The sequence below is a fragment of the Verticiella sediminum genome, from assembly GCF_007558815.1.
Lineage (GTDB): Bacteria > Pseudomonadota > Gammaproteobacteria > Burkholderiales > Burkholderiaceae_B > Verticiella > Verticiella sediminum.
On record NZ_VLTJ01000029.1, the window covers coordinates 147,003 to 162,427 of the forward strand.

18 protein-coding genes and 1 tRNA gene are annotated in these 15,425 nt (G+C 63.5%); 12 read left to right on the forward strand and 7 right to left on the reverse strand.

The genetic code is table 11. The features are described 5' to 3' along the window. Positions 1-30 precede the first annotated feature (30 nt). Positions 31-1,410, forward strand: coding sequence for an MmgE/PrpD family protein (locus FOZ76_RS15200; protein ID WP_170235475.1), 1,380 nt, complete (start codon positions 31-33; stop codon positions 1,408-1,410). After that, entirely contained in the window at positions 1,407-1,808 is a 402-nt protein-coding gene (locus FOZ76_RS15205; RefSeq protein ID WP_143949121.1) for a GFA family protein, read from the forward strand. The genes FOZ76_RS15200 and FOZ76_RS15205 overlap by 4 nt, the downstream gene beginning before the upstream one ends. An 88-nt stretch (positions 1,809-1,896) precedes the next feature. Here FOZ76_RS15205 and FOZ76_RS15210 read toward each other — a convergent pair whose 3' ends face one another. The 3 genes from FOZ76_RS15210 to FOZ76_RS15220 all read right to left on the reverse strand — a co-directional run bounded on the left by FOZ76_RS15210 (position 1,897) and on the right by FOZ76_RS15220 (position 4,397). Continuing rightward, positions 1,897-2,784: a Bug family tripartite tricarboxylate transporter substrate binding protein gene (locus FOZ76_RS15210; protein ID WP_170235476.1), complete on the reverse strand. Its 888-nt coding sequence runs from the start codon at positions 2,782-2,784 to the stop codon at positions 1,897-1,899. Between the two features lie 521 nt (positions 2,785-3,305). Further along, the gene (locus FOZ76_RS15215; RefSeq protein ID WP_143949123.1) at positions 3,306-3,749 is read right to left on the reverse strand and encodes an SRPBCC family protein; all 444 of its coding nucleotides are present in this window, start codon (positions 3,747-3,749) and stop codon (positions 3,306-3,308) included. 21 nt (positions 3,750-3,770) lie between these two features. Next, positions 3,771-4,397, reverse strand: a complete 627-nt coding sequence (locus FOZ76_RS15220) for a TetR/AcrR family transcriptional regulator (protein ID WP_211366271.1) — start codon at positions 4,395-4,397, stop codon at positions 3,771-3,773. 184 nt (positions 4,398-4,581) lie between these two features. On the opposite strand from FOZ76_RS15220, the gene FOZ76_RS15225 reads away from it, so the two are divergent. After that, on the forward strand, positions 4,582-4,938 hold the full coding sequence (locus FOZ76_RS15225; protein ID WP_143949125.1) for a hypothetical protein: 357 nt from the start codon (positions 4,582-4,584) through the stop codon (positions 4,936-4,938). A gap of 53 nt (positions 4,939-4,991) precedes the next feature. On the opposite strand, the gene FOZ76_RS15230 is transcribed toward FOZ76_RS15225, so the two are convergent. Further along, a complete protein-coding gene (locus FOZ76_RS15230; protein ID WP_246129531.1) occupies positions 4,992-5,210 on the reverse strand; it encodes a hypothetical protein in 219 nt (72 codons plus the stop codon). Positions 5,211-5,320: 110 nt separating this feature from the next. Here FOZ76_RS15230 and FOZ76_RS15235 point away from each other — a divergent pair, with 110 nt between their 5' ends. The 8 genes from FOZ76_RS15235 to fur all read left to right on the forward strand — a co-directional run bounded on the left by FOZ76_RS15235 (position 5,321) and on the right by fur (position 11,322). Continuing rightward, positions 5,321-5,722, forward strand: a complete 402-nt coding sequence (locus tag FOZ76_RS15235; RefSeq protein ID WP_143949126.1) for a Fur family transcriptional regulator — start codon at positions 5,321-5,323, stop codon at positions 5,720-5,722. A 48-nt stretch (positions 5,723-5,770) separates the two neighbouring features. Further along, entirely contained in the window at positions 5,771-6,988 is a 1,218-nt protein-coding gene (gene zigA / locus FOZ76_RS15240; RefSeq protein ID WP_143949127.1) for a zinc metallochaperone GTPase ZigA, read from the forward strand. A gap of 134 nt (positions 6,989-7,122) precedes the next feature. Next, the gene (locus FOZ76_RS15245; protein WP_143949128.1) at positions 7,123-8,238 is read left to right on the forward strand and encodes a CobW family GTP-binding protein; all 1,116 of its coding nucleotides are present in this window, start codon (positions 7,123-7,125) and stop codon (positions 8,236-8,238) included. Then, the gene (locus FOZ76_RS28195) at positions 8,235-8,369 is read left to right on the forward strand and encodes a hypothetical protein (RefSeq protein WP_281283009.1); all 135 of its coding nucleotides are present in this window, start codon (positions 8,235-8,237) and stop codon (positions 8,367-8,369) included. The genes FOZ76_RS15245 and FOZ76_RS28195 overlap by 4 nt, the downstream gene beginning before the upstream one ends. Before the next feature lie 43 nt (positions 8,370-8,412). Continuing rightward, positions 8,413-8,559, forward strand: a complete 147-nt coding sequence (gene ykgO, locus FOZ76_RS15250) for a type B 50S ribosomal protein L36 (RefSeq protein ID WP_143949129.1) — start codon at positions 8,413-8,415, stop codon at positions 8,557-8,559. Next, positions 8,559-9,680 (forward strand): NAD(P)/FAD-dependent oxidoreductase, encoded by a 1,122-nt coding sequence (locus FOZ76_RS15255; protein ID WP_143949130.1) that lies wholly within the window; start codon positions 8,559-8,561, stop codon positions 9,678-9,680. Before ykgO ends, FOZ76_RS15255 begins: the two co-directional genes overlap by 1 nt. Beyond that, the gene (locus FOZ76_RS15260) at positions 9,674-10,705 is read left to right on the forward strand and encodes an arsenic resistance protein (RefSeq protein WP_143949131.1); all 1,032 of its coding nucleotides are present in this window, start codon (positions 9,674-9,676) and stop codon (positions 10,703-10,705) included. Before FOZ76_RS15255 ends, FOZ76_RS15260 begins: the two co-directional genes overlap by 7 nt. Before the next feature lie 173 nt (positions 10,706-10,878). Beyond that, positions 10,879-11,322, forward strand: coding sequence for a ferric iron uptake transcriptional regulator (fur, locus tag FOZ76_RS15265; RefSeq protein ID WP_143949474.1), 444 nt, complete (start codon positions 10,879-10,881; stop codon positions 11,320-11,322). 135 nt (positions 11,323-11,457) lie between these two features. Here the strand turns inward: fur and FOZ76_RS15270 are convergent, their stop codons facing one another. The 3 genes from FOZ76_RS15270 to FOZ76_RS15280 all read right to left on the reverse strand — a co-directional run bounded on the left by FOZ76_RS15270 (position 11,458) and on the right by FOZ76_RS15280 (position 13,994). Beyond that, on the reverse strand, positions 11,458-12,213 hold the full coding sequence (locus tag FOZ76_RS15270) for a hypothetical protein (protein WP_143949132.1): 756 nt from the start codon (positions 12,211-12,213) through the stop codon (positions 11,458-11,460). A gap of 673 nt (positions 12,214-12,886) precedes the next feature. Further along, positions 12,887-12,977 (reverse strand) — tRNA-Ser (locus FOZ76_RS15275). Between the two features lie 117 nt (positions 12,978-13,094). Beyond that, complete coding sequence (locus FOZ76_RS15280; RefSeq protein ID WP_246129535.1) at positions 13,095-13,994, reverse strand: LysR substrate-binding domain-containing protein; 900 nt, start codon at positions 13,992-13,994, stop codon at positions 13,095-13,097. A gap of 131 nt (positions 13,995-14,125) precedes the next feature. Between FOZ76_RS15280 and phnA the strand changes: the two genes are divergently transcribed. Next, positions 14,126-15,367, forward strand: a complete 1,242-nt coding sequence (gene phnA / locus FOZ76_RS15285) for a phosphonoacetate hydrolase (RefSeq protein ID WP_143949133.1) — start codon at positions 14,126-14,128, stop codon at positions 15,365-15,367. Positions 15,368-15,425: the final 58 nt, after the last annotated feature.

Below are 15,425 nucleotides of genomic sequence, written 5' to 3' on the forward strand. Positions count from 1 at the left end.
CGCGCTCGAATCGCCGGCAAGGGAATCCTCATGACGCTCTCGCAGCTTTCGACCATTGCCCGCTTCGTGGCCACTGCGCCCGAACGCGCGCTTGCCGCCGACGTCATCGAGACGGCCAAACAATGCCTCGTCGACTGGACCGCGGTATCCCTCGCAGCAAGACATGACGCCGGGCCGATGGCGACACGCCGTCTCATCGAACAATGGCATACGCATGGACAGGCATGCAATCTCTACGGCGACACAGGGGCGGCAGCCCCCATGGCGCTGGTCAACGCAAGCTTGTCGCACAGCCTGGACTACGACGACATGCATTTTGCCACCACCTTCCATCCAAGCGGCCCCACCTGGGCAACTGCCTTGGCGATAGGTATGGACCGAGGAGCGACCGAGGAACAGATGCTGCGCGCGTTCGTGACGGGTTATGAAGTCGGCGCCACGATGGGGTGCGGCGACGTGGGCCCACGCCTGGCGGATGCAGGCTGGCACCCTACAGGCATTCTCGGACATTTCTCGGCTACATCTGCCGCTGCGGTGTTGCTGCGCCTGCCGGCATCGCAGATCGCAGTCGCGCTGGGCTTGGCGGCGACCCAGGCGGCCGGCCTGCAGGCTTCGGGCGGAACGATGGCCAAGCCCTATCACGTCGGCAAATCGGCGATGAACGGGGTACTGGCCGCCGAACTCGCAGCACTGGGCATGGATGCGAACACGCGTTTGTTCGACGAAGCAGAGGCAGGCTTTCTGAGCGTGCTGTTCCAGCGCCCCGCGGCCGCCAGTTTCGACTCGCTCGGGAGAACCTGGCAGATACGAGGCAACACCTTCAAACCCTATGCATCATGCCAGCTCACCCATGCCGCGCATGAAGTCGCGCGCGGACTCGCAGGCAGGCTCGAGCGCTGCATGCTGCGTCAAGTTCGCGTCTGGGTTCATCCGCTGGCCATCAAAGTCGCAGGCCGGCCTGGTGCATCGACGCCCATGGAGGGAAAATTCAGCATTGCCTATTGTGTAAGCCTGGGGCTGCTCGGCCATGACGCAGATATGACCGGTTTCTTGCCTGAGCGTATAGCGGATCCCGATGTTCGCAAGCTTGCCGCCATGACCCGGGTCATCCCCGACGACGACACGGAGCGTTGTGCCGCCCGCATCGAGCTCGACCATGGTGCTGCTGGCGTCGTCCGCGGGGAAATCAATGCGGTCCGTGGCAGTCCTGGTCGCCCCATGACCTGGAACGAGCTTGAAGAGAAATTCCTATCCTTGACAAGACCGATACTCGGCGACTCGGCTGCACAATTGCTACTGGTTCTACGCAATTTCGAACGGCCTGGACAACTGGCCGAGTTCGTTCGCATCGTCAGAATGACCCGTGATAATGCTATTGCCGGTACAACCGCAACGGAGACGCAGCGATGAAAGTCACTGGAGGATGTCATTGCGGCCACGTGTCGTACGAGGCCGAACTTGATCCTGAGAATGTATCCATCTGCCACTGCACCGATTGCCAGATGCTGAGCGGCTCTGCTTACCGTGTGTCGGTGCGGGTACCCGTGGCAACGTTCCGGCTGAACTCCGGCAGTGTCAAGGTTTACCTGAAGACTGCGCAGAGCGGCGCCCAGCGGACCCATTCATTCTGTCCAGAGTGCGGCAGCCCGGTGCACTCGGCCGACCCGAACGAGCCAAAGACCTATTCACTGCGGGTGGGCTGCCTCGACCAACGCGCTCGGCTTGCGCCGCGCAGGCAGATTTGGTGCCGGTCAGCCGTGCCTTGGTCCGGCAATATCGAATCGGTACCGGGCGTTCCCACACAATAATGGCCCGAATGCGCCAGTTCCGCCCAGGTGGATGCTGGCGCTCATCGCGGCGCGGATAGGCCGCCGATGGTCATCGGTGCAGGGCACATCAGTTCTTCAATTTGAGACCGGCCGCCTTGACGACCTCCGCCCACCTCGCCATATCGGCCCTCACGAACGCGGAAAACTCCTCCGGCGTTAGATCGATGGGCGCCAATCCTTGCCTGGCAAGGGTTTCCTTGACCTCGGGCTGACGCAACGTGTCCGCCGTCTGAGCGTGCAGCGTCGTGAGTACCTCGGCCGGCGTCCCGGCCGGCGCGACGATCCCATACCAGTATTCCAGCACATACTCCGGAATACCTGCTTCCACGAACGTGGGAACGTCCGGCATAAGCGACGTCCGCTCCCGTGTGGACACCGCGACGACGCGTAGTTTGCCGCTGGCCGCCAAAGCCGTTGCGGAGGGCAGCGAGGTGAACAGCACCATCCCCTTCTGTGCGCCGATGACGTCCGCAAACGCCTGCCCGACGCCCTTGTAAGGGACGTGCGTCATCTTGGTTTTTGTCTCGTGTAGAAATAGCTCCGCTGCCAGATGCGCGCCGCTCCCTACTCCCGCCGAGGCAAAGGTCAGGGCCCCGGGTTGCTCGCGGGCCAGTTGGACCAAGTCGGCCGCCGTTTTTATGGGTGAACTGGGATCGACCACAAGCACCATGGGCGTGGAGGCCAGCGGCGTGACCGGAATGAAGTCACGATCCACATCGTAGGGAAGATCGGCATACAGGCTGGGATTGATACCGATCTCGGAAGTCGAACCGATCATGAGCGTATGGCCGTCCGGAGCCGAGCGCGCCGTGAATTGCGCGGCGATCGATCCCGCCGCGCCCGGCCTGTTCTCCACGACGACCGAAGTCCGCAAGCGTTCCCCCAGGCGCGGTGCTACGGTGCGCGCAATGATATCGGTACCGCCTCCTGGAGAGAACGGCACAATCAGGGTCACGGGCCTGCCCGTCAGGTCCTGCGCGTTCGCGCCAGGCATCATAACGGCACAAACGAACCCAGCCACCGCTACGACGAGAGCGGATGATTTCCTGTGAAACATGACTGTCCCTCCGGTGTTTTTCGTGCCCGCGTCCATGCGCGATGCATCTGGTTGACGGCCACTGCCAACCGGGCCGCGCTGCTCAGGAGCGGTGCGTAGACAATGCGCGCAGTTGGGAGCTGTAACGAGCTTGTGCGCTAAGTCTGGAGCAAAGCGTATTCGGTGGGCAATTTGTCATCGTCAAACCGGTACTTTGCGTGACCGAAATACCTTGCTTCGGGCGGCCGGGTCACGCGCCGAACGTCGCCGCAGCAACCTTGACGGACATGGGATTCTCTGGCCGCACTGGCATCACGGCGAGCGCCGTGTCTGGCCGTCGGGCCGGGTGCCCCGACGGGTGCCTTGACCGTGGTTGCCCGGCGTCCTGGTCGGCGTCCCTCTGGCGTCGTCTGGACGAACGGGGCCGATTCACCGGGCGGCTACTGATGGATCTCGGGTTCCACCAGCGCCACGAGCTTGCGCAGCGACGCCTGCCAACCGAGGTAGCAGGCTTCGGGCGGGATCACGTCTGGCACGCCCTCCTGCTCGATGGACAGTTCCGTGCCGACCGACACGGCCTTGAGCGTCACCGTGACCTTCATCTCGCCCGGCAGGCCGGGATCATCGAAGCGGTCCGTGTAGACCAGTCGTTCGTTCGGCACGAGTTCGAGATAGACACCGCCGAAAGCATGGCTGGCGCCGGTGGTGAAATTGCGGAACGACATGCGGTGCCTGCCGCCCACCCTGGCATCCAGCTCATGGACGGTGCACAGGAAGCCGAAGGGCGGGAGCCAACTGGCCGCCGCGTCCGGCTCGATGAAGGCGCGATAGACCTTTTCGGGTTTGGCCGCGACGACGCGATGCAATCGGATGGTGTTTGGCATGACATTCTCCTGGTGTGGCCTTCAAGTGAGTGATTGGCCGGAATCCGGCCGGAACAACAGCTTGAGATAGCGATACAGGTGATCGATGCTGTCGGCCGCCACCGCTGCGCCGCCCGTGGCCTTGGCCAGGATAAAGGCGCCTTGCAGCACCGCCTGTGTATGCAAGGCCAGTGATCGTGCGCTCCAGTCCGGCGACAGCCCGCGGCTGTCGAGCACTGCCTGGATGTCCGCTTCCAGCGTGGCGGCATGGCCGCTGATGCTGCGTTCGCAGGCGTCGCGAATGGCCGGGATGGCGTCGTAGGTCTCCTGCACCATCGTGCCGACCAGACAGGTGAATTCCGGCACCTCGCCCTGCAGCAGCTCCTTGCGCAAGGCCACATAGCCCAGGACGCGATCCAATGGGTCGGCATGCTCGTGAAACGGTGCCGCGGCAAAGAGCGCACCTGTCACTTGCGACCAGTGGTCTGCCGCTGCGACGGCCAGCTCGTCCTTGCTCCTGAAGTGATGGAAGAACGCGCCCTTCGTCACGCCGGCGGCCCTGCAGAGATCGTCGACCGTGGTCGCCGCATACCCCTTGGCGCGAATGAGCGTCAGGGCCGCGTCGAGGAGTTTGGACTTGGCGTCCGGCTTTGTCGGGCTTCGGGGCACGGGAATCTCGTCTACGTCATACATACCAACTAGTCGGTATCGTATCTGTGGTCACAGGAAACGTCAACAGGGTGCCGAAGAGCATCGGCGTGTTCTGAAGGTGTGGCAGCATAGTCCCCTTGCCGCTCCGATCGAGTTCACGGACGTTGACCGTCACCTTTCCGAACAACCAAGGAGGAGACACGTGAAAGCCATTCGTTGCGCCAGCATCGCCTTGGCAATTGCAGGGACCTGCTCCCTGCCGGCGAACGCGCAGGACTACAACTATGTGCCTGGCTGGGCAAATACCCACAACCATCGTTACAAAGGCCAAGGCAACGGAGGGGAATGGTCGGCGAAAACCGAACTGTTCGCCAAATTGAGCGTCCGGGGGCCAGCGACGCAATGCACGCTGGAGAACCTGTCCGACGCCGACGGCAATGCCATCGTCAACCGGTATCGCCGCGAGGCTCGCAAGACCAACGAAACGACAGCGCTTCGGTCGGCGCATCAACAGGTTGAGATACATCATCGACAGTTGAAAGCGCGGGGAAAATGCTGACCGCTCCCGCCGGCGACCGGCCCTGCGCGGCCGGCGCACCGGCGAACGCACCGTCACGCCGTGGTGGCGACCTCGCGCGCGGCGCGCTCGAACCAGCCTCGAACCGCCAGCCAATGAGAGTCACCATATAGCCGGCGGAATCGCTGCGCCTCTTCCGCCTGCTCGTCGTGCCAAACGCTCAGACGCCGAACCAGGTACTCCGACGTCAGCGCAATGCCGCATTCGACGGTTATGCAATGGCGCCATTGCTCATACGTCTCAGGAATCATCATGAACACCGTTCGTGGTGGAGATGTGGCTGCTCTCGGCCACGTTCTTGAATCCGTAAATGAGATGATATAACATATCAATCTATGATGGAGCGTTTTCACTCTGCCTGGCCATGAGCGCTCACCGAAAACTGACAGCCAACCAGCAGCGCGTACTCGAAGCGCTACGCCAAGGCCCAGGCGCCCTGAGCGCCTATGCGCTCCTGGAACGTGCGGGGTTCAGTGGGCCGAGTCAGGTCTATCGCGCCTTGGACAAGCTGATGGGTCTGGGCCTGGTGCGCCGGCTGGAGAGTCTGAATGCCTACATCTGCTGTTCGGGGTCGGGCGCATGCCGCCCCACGGCATTCGCTATCTGCGACTGCTGCGGGCACATCGACGAGATGGTCGACGGGCCGCTTGCACAGTGCCTGCAATGCATGGCGAACCATCTCGATTTCAAGCTCGATCGGGCTGTCGTGGAGGTGCATGGCAGATGCTCGGCATGTGCCGCCCCAGGAAGCCCCGGGCACGACTGACGACCCCGTATCGGCTGCCCCCCCTGTAACGACAACGAATAGCGAACAATGAAGACAGAAACTTTTTCGCAGCAGAAAAAGCTGCCCGTGACGGTCCTCTCCGGCTTTCTTGGCGCCGGCAAGACCACGCTCCTGAATCACATCCTCAACAACCGCGAAGGCCGGCGCGTGGCGGTCATCGTCAACGACATGTCCGAGGTCAACATCGACGCCGCGCTGGTGCGCGAGGGCGGCGCCGAATTGTCTCGCACCGATGAGAAGCTGGTGGAAATGAGCAATGGGTGCATCTGCTGCACGTTGCGCGAAGACCTGCTGCTGGAGGTAGACCGCTTGGCCAAGGAGGGCCGTTTCGATCAGCTCGTCATCGAATCTACCGGCATCTCCGAACCGCTGCCGGTGGCCGAGACTTTCACTTTCGAGGGCGAGGACGGCCGTAGCCTGAGTGAAGTGGCCCGGCTGGACACCATGGTGACGGTGGTCGACGCCTACAATTTCCTGCGCGACTACAGTTCGCGCGACAGCCTGCAAGACCGCGGGGAGTTCCTGGGCGAGGAAGACGAACGCACGGTCGTGGACCTGCTGATCGAGCAGGTCGAATTCTGCGATGTCATCGTGCTCAATAAAGTGGACCTGATCACCGGGCAAGAGCGCGAACGGCTGATGGCCATCCTGCGCAAGCTGAACCCGCGGGCGCGAATCGAAATATCGGAATTCGGCCAGGTGCCGCTCGAGCGCGTGCTGGGTACCGGCCTGTTCGACTTCGACGAGGCTTCCAAGGCGCCAGGCTGGTTGAGGGAGCTGCGGGGCCAGCACACGCCGGAGACCGAGGAATACGGCATCCGCAGCTTTGCATACCGGGCGCGCCGTCCTTTCCATCCGGAACGCTTCTTCGCCCTTGTGGAAAGCCCATGGCCGGGTGTGGTGCGGTCCAAGGGCTACTTCTGGCTGGCCAGCCATCCTGAACTGGCGGGCTCCTGGTCCCAGGCCGGTGCCGTGGCACGCCACGGTGCAGCAGGCTACTGGTGGGCGGCCATGCCGCCCGAGCGCTGGCCGCAAGACCCCGAGTATGTCGCCATGATCCGCAAGAACTGGCATGACGGGGTCGGCGACGCCCGGCAGGAACTGGTTCTGATCGGCATGGACATGGACGAGGGAGCGCTGTGCGCCCGTCTCGATTCCTGTCTGCTCACCGATGAAGAGATGGCACAGGGCCCTCACGTGTGGAAGACCTGGCACAACCCCTTTGCGAACTGGCCCCGATCCTGACGCGTTTCTCATGCTCCGAAGCCAGCCTTTGTCGGCCCGATCGACCGAACTTCGCGTACCTACGTTCGCCACCTGGAAAGCCTGCATCCCCATGATGCGGTGGCCTGGGCCGCCGCCTCAGAGAGTGTCTCCCTATGAGTTCCGAACTGATTCCCGTCACGCTGCTCACCGGCTTTCTGGGCAGCGGCAAGACCACGGTGCTCAACCACCTCGTCCGGCAACCGGAACTGGCCGACGCGCTGGTCATCATCAACGAGTTCGGTCAGATGCCGCTGGACCACAGGCTCGTGGCCCACAGCACCGAAAACCTGGTGATGGAAATGAGCAGCGGGTGCCTATGCTGCACTGTCCGCGGCGATCTGGTCAAGACGCTGCGCGACATCGTCTGGCGTTTCTCTCGCAATGGGCAGCGGCAGTTCCGTCGCGTGTTGATCGAAACTACCGGCCTGGCCGATCCGGCCCCCATCGTCCACACGCTGATGACGCATCCACAGGTCGCGAGCCGCTATCGCCTGGACGGCATCGTCACGACGCTGGATCTGGCGACCGGCGAACAGGCGCTGAACAAGCACCCTGAGGCCGTGCGGCAAGCCGCCATCGCAGACTGCCTGCTGCTCACCAAGGCCGACCTGGTCGACGACGATGCGCGGCATGCGCTCCTGCGCCGGCTCGACGGCATCAATCCAGCCGCGCCGCGCTGGGAGGCCCGCCACGGCGACATCGCCGCATCCAAGGTACTGGACCTGGGACTGTTCTCCACCGACGGGAAATCGCCCGACGTCGAGCGGTGGCTGCGTGAGGAGGCCTACACGGGCAACGCCCATGAGCATGCCCATGAGCATCACGGCACCGACGGACAGAACGATGGCCACGGAGCGCACGGCGATCACGACCATGGCCACCATCATGACGTCAACCGCCATGATGATCACATCCGGGCGTTCTGCTTTTCGATCGACCTCCCCATGCGCGAGGAAATCTTCTCAGCCTGGATGGAGGTACCGCTCGGCTTCGTGGGCAGCAACATCCTGCGCATCAAGGGCATTCTGAACATCGAAGGCAGCGCCGGGCCTGTCGCCATCCATGGCGTACAGCACATCTTTCACCCGCCCACGACCTTGCCGGCGTGGCCCGATGACGACCGGCGTTCCCGTCTGGTGTTCATTACGCAGGATGTCGGCAGACAGGTCATCGAGGAGACGTTCAAAGCCCTCGATGGCCATCTGCCACAACCTTGGGAGGCGACATGAAAAGTGCGCACATCCATCTGGGCAACGCGCTATTGATCCGCGGACTACTGAAGCAAGCACCCCGCGAAGCGATCCGGCTGGCGCACGAGCCCTATTCCACCCATCCCGGCGCCGAGATCGAAACACGATGAATTCCTCCTGTTGATTCTCAACCCTGCTCGAAAGGAGCCTTCCGTGAAAGTCCTCTCCTCGCTGAAAGACGCCAAGACCCGCCATCGCGATTGCCAGGTCGTGCGCCGGCGCGGCCGCATCTATGTCATCTGCAAATCGAACCCGCGCTTCAAGGCCCGCCAGGGCGGCGCCAAGAGCAAGAAGGCGTAATGCATCGCCTGGACGTTGCAATCGTGGGCGCCGGCGCAGCCGGCATCGGCATGGCCCTGGCCTTGCAGAAAGTGCCGGGGCTGAAGTTCGGTGTGCTGGAAGCCGGTCGCGTGGGCGAGTCGTTCCGGCGCTGGCCAGCGCAGGCGCGCTTCATCACGCCGTCCTTTCACAGCAATCCTTTCGGCCTGGCCGATCTCAATGCCGTGAACGAGCCGAGTTCGCCGGCGATCCACACGGGCGCCGAGCACCCTGGCGGCGCCCAGTACGCCGAATACCTGACCTTTATCGCCAAGGGGCATGAACTTCCCATCGCCAAGGATTGCAAGGTCGAGGCGGTCGGGGCGGTGCCGGGAGGCGGCTTCATCCTGGAGACCCCAAAGGGCAGGCTGCGGGCCGGCTTCTTGATCTGGGCCACGGGAGAATTCCAGTTTCCGGACCTGGCACCCTTCCCCGGTGCGCAGTGGTGCGCGCATTACGCGCAGGTCGCTGACTGGACAAGCTTCAAGGCCGGCCGCTACGCGGTGATCGGCGGCTACGAGAGCGGCGTGGACGCGGCCGTCAACCTGGTCAAGCTCGGGCGCAAGGTCCGGCTGCTCGTGCGCAAGTCGACATGGGATCCGCAAGGTCCGCATGACCCGAGCCTGTCGCTCTCGCCCTACAGCCGGCAACGGCTCTACGAGGCGATCGATACGGGCCGGCTGGAGATCGTCTTCGGCGTGGACGTGATCGGTGTCACGCAGAACCAGGGCGGCGGCTTCCGTATCCACGCGGGCGACGGCCGGTACTGGGACGAGAAGCAGGCCCCGATTCTGGGGACCGGGTTTCTAAAGGGCGGCGGCGTGCAGCAAATCGCCGAGCTTTGGGACTGGGACGACGACGGCCGCGTGGTGCTGTCCGAGGCCGACGAATCGACGATCACGCCGGGTCTGTTCCTGGTCGGCCCCCAGGTGCGTCACGATAAGCGGATCTACTGCTTCATCTACAAGTTCCGCCAGCGCTTTGGCCTGATCGCCCAAGGCATCGCCCAATGCCTAGACCTCGACACCAGCGCCTTGCACACTGGTGCCGGCGCGTGGGGTCCCTTCGGCAACGGCGAATGCTGCGAGGGCTGCGAATGCTGACCGCTCTCAAGCGCATCGTCCGTTCGTCCTGGATTTCCGTACTGCTGATCGCCGGCATCGTCGCCGGCGCGGTCATCGGCCACATGTGGCCTGCAGCAGGCGAACTGCTGGGCAGCCGCGTGGATGCCACCCTGCTGGTGCTGGTCACGCTGCTTTTCTTCGGCGTGCGCTTCGAAGCCATCGTACGCGCCTGGGGCAACCTGCGGTTCCTGGGTCTGACGCTGCTTGCCACCTACGTTCTCGTCCCGGCCATCGGCTATGCCATCGCCTCGGTCGTGCTCGCGGCGCACCCCTTGTTCATGGTGGGGCTGGTGATCTATTTCATGTCGCCCTGCACGGACTGGTTCCTGGGCTTCACCCGGCTGGCGCACGGGAATGTCGCCTTGGGTACGGCCCTCATCCCGATCAACATGGTCGTGCAGCTCCTGCTGTACCCGGTCTACCTGCACCTCTTCACGCGCGGCCCCGTCGAGGTCGACGCCGGGATCATCGGCAATACGCTGCTGCACTGGTTTCTCGCGCCCCTGGCCGTGGCCGTCCTGGCCCATTACGGCCTGCGCCGGCTGGTGGGCACGCAACGGTTCGGCCGGCTGCTGCACCGCGTAGACCAGGCCGTTCCCTGGGTAATCGCGCTGCTGGTCATGGAGATCTTCGCCGCCAACATCGCCGTCATCCTCGAACACCGCAGCGTCTTCACCTGGGTCCTGCTGGGCGTCTTCATTTTCTTCGTCTTCACCTATTTTCTCGGCGAAGGCATCAGCCGGCTGGGCCGGCTCGCCTATCCCGAACACGCCCTGCTCACGATGAGCATCGCTGCCCGAAATGCACCGCTGATGCTGGCAGTGACCATGGCGGCCCTGCCTGGCCAGCCGCTGATCTATGCGGCGCTGGTCATCGGCATGCTGGTGGAGTTCCCTCATCTGACCGTGCTGCAACGCGTGCTGCTCGATCGGCGAGAGCGCGGAACATCCGGATGCCATGCTGGCCATGGCACCAGCGCTCATGAAGGAGCCCGAAATGGGTGAAGACCAAAGCATTGCCGGCCGGCTGGCGCGTCGTGACGATGATGTGCGGGCACATCGTCGTGCGGGAGGATATTTTGGTGGGACAATCGCTGGGTGGCCCCTCCAGTTCCTGCAGGCGCCACCACCAAAGTGCGACGGGCCTTTCCGGCCGCCGCCACAGCCGGGAGCACATCATGAGCGATGCGGGTGAACTGAAACGCGCGGGGCTGAAGGCGACGCTGCCCCGGCTGCGGATATTGGATCTCTTTGAAGAGACGGACCAACGGCACCTGTCGGCCGACGACGTATACCGCCTTCTGCTGGAGAAAGATGTCGAGATAGGGTTGGCCACCGTTTACCGTGTCTTGACCCAGTTGCAGCATGCCGGCTTGCTCAAACATGCTCGCTTTGACGCCGGCAAGGCCGTCTACGAGCTCGACGACGGCGAGCATCACGACCATCTCGTCTGTACCGACTGTGGTCGGGTACAAGAGTTTCACGACGAGGTGATCGAACAGTATCAGCACCGGACAGCCAGGCGGCTGGGCTTCGAGCTGGGCGACCACACGCTGATTCTCTATGGCCGATGCACCAGCACCGATTGCAAGCACCGCGCTGCCACCAGGACAGCAAGATAATGACTCGAGACCACACCCCTTCGCCAGCAGCAGACGCCTCCGATGGCAGTGCCAAGTTCTGGAGACGAGAGAGGGCGGGCTTCGTGCGGGTCGGCCGGCCGCCCACTCGTCCGATCGACGCGTCGTGCCCGGGCGCTAACCGCTGAGCCGCCCCCGGATCAGAGAGGAAAAATCGGCCCGGCTGAAGGTCACCGTCTTGTCCGTGTAGTAGTTGGCTCGCTCGAACTGCTTTGGGCCGACGGCTTTCTGGCTTTCGACCGCAGCAACGACAAATGCAGACCGCTTCTCCACTTGATAGCGCATGTGGATGAGTTCGGCTTCCAAGAGGCGCTGGATGCCGGTGGCGACAATAACGATCAGGGGCACGGGCGCTTCAACGACGTGATCCGCGACAAAATTTCCCGCAATCGGAAGCGGTACGTCCACGGCATGCTCATAGCCCGTGCCCGCAACAGCGTCCGAGACGGATCGCGCCACCGCTGCCTTGAACTCGCTCACTTTCCTAGGTGGACGCGAAGTGGCCAGCGCGTAGAGTTGCTGAGCCGCTTCGGCAACCCGAAAGATCAATATAGGGATCAAGCGTTCATCGACCGCTTTCGCGCCCAGCACCTCGTCGTCCCGCATCTGCACCGCACCGCTTTCGGAAAGTTCCTCCACCCAGCGCTTCACTGCCTCGGAATCGACATCGCCGTCGGCCATGCTTGCGTACAAACAAGCTTCGCCATTCTCGTCGACCTCGAAGTGCTCGTCCCGCGGCCGAACCCGAACCACGATGTGATCACCTGAACCCGAATATTGCATGGGCGTCACTATTCGCTGCACACCCGCCTCGTCCTGGTGCACTTCAAATAGCGAGCAAATCGCCCGTCGCAGGTCGGTGGTCAGCTCCATAGCGGCTTCTGGTCAGGAGACCCATCCTTTGAAATTCGAATATCGCAGGCTCGGCAGAAGATCTCTATCAATGCCATCCGGCCAGCCTCCTTTCGAGGTTCCAGCCGAGAGTCGGTTTCCATCGCCAACTCTCGACACCGGGTGAGCATGCGGCCGTGTAGCCTTCCGCAGATCCGCATGGCGTAACACAGCGGCACCCCTTGTGGCTTGGATGCCAGTGAAACTCGAACAGAGTCCGCATCTGTCGATCAGCCCTGACTTCCACCAAGTATGCGTAGAACGCGGAATCGCTCAATATCTCACCGTCGCGCCAAACGAAAAGTACCGAATGACGATTAGAAACGGAAATCATTCCGGAGGAATGAGCGCGGAGCCTGCCCAGCCGCTGACACTGCCCCGGCAACGATTTTCTCTTCAGCGGGGAAAAGATCACCGGCCCTGCCAACGCCTTCGGCTCCGCCTTGTGCTTCAGGAGATCACGTCGGTCCATCCCTCTCGCTCTACAGACAGCATCACACCATGGAATCTTTTTGTAACACAGACCTGGTGTGATGGGCACCCGCAGCGGACGCGTCCCGGGTTCCCGGGAAGACACTGCCCGTGACGCAAAAAAACCCGCCACTCCATGGAGTCAGCGGGCTTCGCAGTTCCCGAGCCTTCGGGAACGATATCCTGGCGGACAGAGGGGGATTCGAACCCCCGATACGCTTATCACGTATACACGCTTTCCAGGCGTGCGCCTTCAACCACTCGGCCACCTGTCCTGATTTGGGCCGCAAAAGACGCGGGCGAACACACCCCGGCAATTGCGAATCCGCGATTCTAGCAGATTTCCACGAGGCCCAGCGTGCCCTTGCCCGACGCCTGCCGCCGGGACTCGCTCAATCGTCCCCCGCAAGCGCGCCCTCTTCAACCAGCCAGGCCTCGAAATGGCGATGCGCCACGGTCTTGGGCAAGCCCACCGGCGTGAGCGACAGATAGCGCTGGGATGCCGTGACGATCTCCGGAAATGGCAGTGTCAGGCGGCCGGCCTCGACGTCTTTCCCGAGGGTAGGCAGTGGGCCGATGCCGACGCCCAGGCCGTCCAGAAGCGCGGCGTGCGTGACATAGAAATGGTCGTAGCGCTGGTAGCGCAGTTCGCGGGTGTCGCGCAGGCCCGCGGCGTTGAACCATTGCTGCCAAAGCCCTGGGCGGGTCTCGGTGTCGAGCAGAAGATGCGCGTGCAGGTCGTCCGGCGATTCGAGCGGGCTGCGCGCGAGCAGCGCGGGAGCGGCGATGATGGTGTGCCATTCATCGAGGAACGCGACGGCGGTGAAATGCGCCTGGCTGTATACGCCGACCCGGATGGCCAGGTCGAAGCTGCCGCTCAAAGCGAGCTGCTGGGTGGTGGCGGTGACGACCTGCACCTGGATGCCTGGATGCCGGGCGTGGAACATGGGCAGGCGCGGATGCAGCCAGCGCATGGCGAAGGTGGCGGGCGCACTCACGCGCAGCAGGCTGGTGGCGCTGCCCTTGCCATAGCGCCGGGCGGCGGCGTCGATGCGCTCCAGCGCGACGCCCACCTCCTGCGCGAACGCCAGGGCGTGGGGTGTGGCCACCATGCGCTGGCCGGACCGTTCGAACAAGCGCTGGCCCAACCATGCTTCCAGGGCCTGGATCTGGCGACTGATGGCACCGTGGGTCAGTCCGAGCTCCTCGCCGGCGGCCGAATAGCTGCCGGCGCGGCACGCCGCCAGAAAGGCGCGCAGGGCAGGCAATGGCGGGATGCGCATATGGCTCATGGTGACGGATACGGGTTGACGCCCAAGGGCAGGATGCGTGAGCAATACTCACAACATGCCGAAAATCTATCACAGCAACGCCAGAATTCTCACGATATTCTGGCAGTCGTCTCGCTCAAGAACAGAATGTCATGTCCGCGCACATCGAATTGCATGGCCGGCAGTACCGGCTTCCCAGTCAACCCGTGGTCGTCGTCTGCATCGACGGCTGCGACCCCGAATACATCGCCAAGGGTATCGCCGACGGCATCTGCCCGAACATCGCCCGCTTCCACGCGGAGGGCTACGGCGCCACCGCGGACTGCGTGATGCCCTCCTTCACCAACCCCAACAACGTGTCGATCGTCACGGGCGCGCCGCCCGCCGTGCACGGCATCGGCGGCAACTATTACCTGGATCGCGCCAGCGGCCAGGAGATCATGATGACCGACGCTCGTCTGCTGCGCGGCGAGACGCTGCTCGGCCTGATGTCTCAGGCAGGCGTGCCCACCGCCGCGATCACCGCCAAGGACAAGCTGCGCAAGGTGCTCGGGCACAACCTGGACGGCATCTGTTTCTCATCCGAGAAGGCGGACCAGTACGACGGCAGCGCGCACGGGATTGCCGATCTGCGCGCCCTGGTCGGCCGCTCGGCGCCCGACATGTACTCGGGCGATCTGTCGCTGTACGTGCTCGACGCCGGTCTCGCCCTGCTGCGCAGCGGCCGCGCCCGCCTGCTCTACCTGTCGCTGTCGGACTATGTGCAGCACAAGCATGCGCCGGGCGAGCCCGAGTCCGACGCGTTCCTGCGTGCGGTCGACGAACGCCTGGGTCAGATGGCGGATGCGGGCGCGGTGGTCGCCTTCGTCGCCGATCACGGCATGTCGGGCAAGACCGACGCGCAAGGGGTGCCCAACATTCTGTTCCTGCAGGACCTGCTCGAGACGACGTTCGGCACCGGTAGTGCGCGCGTGATCTGCCCCATCACCGACCCGTTCGTGCGCCATCACGGCGCGCTGGGCTCCTTCGTGCGCGTGTACGCAGCCGACCCGGACATGATCGAAGCCATGCGCGAGCTGATCCTCGAGCAATCGGCGGTGGAGCGGGTGTATCGCGGCGAGGAGGCCGCGCGTGAGCTCGAGCTGCCGCTGGACCGCGAGGCCGACCTGGTGGTGGTCTCGCGCGAGCATCACGTGATCGGTTCGTGCCGGCACGAGCACGATCTGGCCAGTGTCAATGACCACCCCCTGCGCTCGCATGGCGGCTTCTCCGAGCAGCCTGTGCCTTTCGTGCTGTCCCGACCGCTCACCCCCGTCTACCAGGACCGCGCGAGCAGCACGCGGCTGCGCAATTTCGACATCTTCGAGTTCGCGCTCAACGGCATATCCGCCTGATCCATTACTGAAATTGTCAGTACAAATAGCCGGCATGCGGACGGGTTCCGCACGCCGG

What these genes read in the sequence shown, in the direction of transcription:
- FOZ76_RS15200 (WP_170235475.1), top strand. Translation starts at nt 31, where the DNA reads ATGACGCTCTCGCAGCTTTCGACCATTGCCCGCTTCGTGGCCACTGCG.
- FOZ76_RS15205 (WP_143949121.1), top strand. Translation starts at nt 1,407, where the DNA reads ATGAAAGTCACTGGAGGATGTCATTGCGGCCACGTGTCGTACGAGGCC.
- FOZ76_RS15215 (WP_143949123.1), bottom strand. Translation starts at nt 3,749, where the DNA reads ATGCCAAACACCATCCGATTGCATCGCGTCGTCGCGGCCAAACCCGAA.
- FOZ76_RS15230 (WP_246129531.1), bottom strand. Translation starts at nt 5,210, where the DNA reads ATGATGATTCCTGAGACGTATGAGCAATGGCGCCATTGCATAACCGTC.
- FOZ76_RS15235 (WP_143949126.1), top strand. Translation starts at nt 5,321, where the DNA reads ATGAGCGCTCACCGAAAACTGACAGCCAACCAGCAGCGCGTACTCGAA.
- zigA (WP_143949127.1), top strand. Translation starts at nt 5,771, where the DNA reads ATGAAGACAGAAACTTTTTCGCAGCAGAAAAAGCTGCCCGTGACGGTC.
- FOZ76_RS15245 (WP_143949128.1), top strand. Translation starts at nt 7,123, where the DNA reads ATGAGTTCCGAACTGATTCCCGTCACGCTGCTCACCGGCTTTCTGGGC.
- FOZ76_RS28195 (WP_281283009.1), top strand. Translation starts at nt 8,235, where the DNA reads ATGAAAAGTGCGCACATCCATCTGGGCAACGCGCTATTGATCCGCGGA.
- FOZ76_RS15255 (WP_143949130.1), top strand. Translation starts at nt 8,559, where the DNA reads ATGCATCGCCTGGACGTTGCAATCGTGGGCGCCGGCGCAGCCGGCATC.
- FOZ76_RS15260 (WP_143949131.1), top strand. Translation starts at nt 9,674, where the DNA reads ATGCTGACCGCTCTCAAGCGCATCGTCCGTTCGTCCTGGATTTCCGTA.
- fur (WP_143949474.1), top strand. Translation starts at nt 10,879, where the DNA reads ATGAGCGATGCGGGTGAACTGAAACGCGCGGGGCTGAAGGCGACGCTG.
- FOZ76_RS15270 (WP_143949132.1), bottom strand. Translation starts at nt 12,213, where the DNA reads ATGGAGCTGACCACCGACCTGCGACGGGCGATTTGCTCGCTATTTGAA.
- FOZ76_RS15280 (WP_246129535.1), bottom strand. Translation starts at nt 13,994, where the DNA reads ATGAGCCATATGCGCATCCCGCCATTGCCTGCCCTGCGCGCCTTTCTG.
- phnA (WP_143949133.1), top strand. Translation starts at nt 14,126, where the DNA reads ATGTCCGCGCACATCGAATTGCATGGCCGGCAGTACCGGCTTCCCAGT.